Source organism: Leucobacter sp. M11 (genome assembly GCF_035726885.1).
Lineage (GTDB): Bacteria > Actinomycetota > Actinomycetes > Actinomycetales > Microbacteriaceae > JAPFRB01.
Genome location: NZ_JAPFRB010000002.1, coordinates 52,448 through 54,335 on the forward strand (window position 1 = coordinate 52,448; position 1,888 = coordinate 54,335).

The 1,888-nt window shown below is 67.4% G+C and carries 2 protein-coding genes; both read right to left on the reverse strand.

From position 1 onward, the window contains the following. Positions 1 to 238 precede the first annotated feature (238 nt). Positions 239 to 835, reverse strand: a complete 597-nt coding sequence (locus OOT08_RS04350; protein WP_325091344.1) for a hypothetical protein — start codon at positions 833 to 835, stop codon at positions 239 to 241. A 165-nt stretch (positions 836 to 1,000) separates the two neighbouring features. Beyond that, on the reverse strand, positions 1,001 to 1,888 hold an 888-nt coding region (locus OOT08_RS04355), incomplete at its 5' end, for an APC family permease (protein WP_325091345.1).

Here is a 1,888-nt window from a genome sequence, read left to right on the forward strand (position 1 = left end):
GCGAGCGACCGGCCCAGGTTCGTGAGCGTCTGCAGGGCGAGGAGCACGACAATCCCGGTATTGGCCGCGAGCAGGATGAAGCGCCACTGCCGCGCATTCGCGTGTTGCACGGTCACGACCCCGGTCAGAACTGGTGGTTCGGCGGCAGCTCCGGTGAGGTTCATCCGGTCAGCCTATCCGGTGGTGGTGCGCCGCCGAAACGACTCGGGGTGCGGCATCCGCGCGACCAAGCCGACCGTCAGCGGCTGAGCTGACGCAGAGCCTCGGCGGTGCCGATGGCGTAGCGGCTCGTCCGCGCGGACGAGCCACGGTCCTCAGCGGCGTGCTCCGGGATCGGCACGCACTGCTGGATGAACGCCCCCAGCAGCGCGTTCCTGCGGAGGATCTCGGGGCTCGGTGCCAGCCCGCCCGTGGGCACGAGAATCTCACCCGACGGGAACACAAAGCGCAGGGAGTGTTCGTTGCCCAGGAAGGAGCTCGCCTGGGAGATCAGGGCCGTGATCTCGGCGGCGGGGTACTCCGCTCGGCCGCGGACGAGGACGCCACGGTCGAAGTCCAGCGTGAGCCGTTGCCGACCGACCACGAGCCAGAGCGCGAAGATCAGCACGTTGGAGACGGCGAAGACCCAGACCGGCACCAGCACCTCCGCGGTGCCGAAACCGGAGCGGATGAGCTCCATGGGGCGCATCACCACCAGCAGCAGGAACAGGAACACCAGGAACAGGTTCCCGACGAGAAACAGCTGGGGCCAGATGCGCTCATTCGTGAGGCGGACGGTGTGCGAACCCGCCACCGGTCCGGGGGCGGAGGTTGTCAGCACGAAGGGAAGCCACATAGGGAAAAACCTAGCACCGACGCCGAAGCGCCGCGCGGGAATCATCGCACACTCGGGCGGCAGCCCGGTGGACCAGAGCAGACGCAACGCCCCCGCCGGAAACACTCTCGTGTCCCGGCGGGGGCGTCGCGTCTGGGAGCGCGCCGCTCCCGGCGCGTTCGGGAGCTACTCCAGCCCCTCCGGCACCTTGTTGTACCCGGTGACGGGCTGGTTCTCGTCGAAGGCGGTCACCTTCTGCCGGAAGCCCTTTGTGATGAAGAGCAGATAGACGAAGCCGAGGACCGTCCAGATCACGCCCCCGATGAGGGCGTCCAGGTGCAGGTTCGCCCACAGGATCCCGGTCAGCACCATGCCGATGCTGGGCATCACGATGTAGGAGAAGATGTCCTTCGGCGTGTGGCGCCGGCCCTGCTTGATCGCAAACCACGCGATCACGGACACGTTGACCGCGGTGAAGGCGATCAGCGCCCCGTAGTTAATGAAGGCGGCGATGATCTCCAGCGTGAAGGCGATCGCGAAGAGGCTCACGACGCCCGTCAGCACGATGTTGAAGGTCGGGGTGTGCGTCCTCGGGTTGATGTAGCCGAAGAATTTCTGGGGGAGCACGTTGTTGCGGCCCATGACGAGGAGCATGCGCGACACCGAGGCGTGCGAGGCCAGGCCGGAGGCCAGGGTCGCGGCGAAGCCCGCCGCAGTGAGGACGGCCTGGAGCACGGGGCCACCGACCTGCAGGCCGATCTCGGGCAGCGTGCTGTCCTCGATCGCCGCGGCGGGGAACACCTCGGAGGAGGGGAAGCGCAGCTGCGTGAAGTACCCGGCGATGAGGAAGATCGCGCCGCCAAGGACGACGGTGAGCAGGATCGCCCGCGGCATGATCTTGGGGCTCTTGGCTTCCTCGGCGTACATCGTGACGGCGTCGAAGCCGATGAAGGAGAAGCAGACGATGGTGGCCCCCGTGAGCACCGCGCTCATCGTGACCTGGTCGTGCAGGAAGGGCGTCGTGGATGCGATGCTGCCCGCGCCCTCACCGTCGCGCAGCTGCGCGATCACCAT

Excerpts from the sequence above, each read along its gene's own strand:
- OOT08_RS04350 (WP_325091344.1), bottom strand. The coding sequence starts at position 835 with ATGTGGCTTCCCTTCGTGCTGACAACCTCCGCCCCCGGACCGGTGGCG.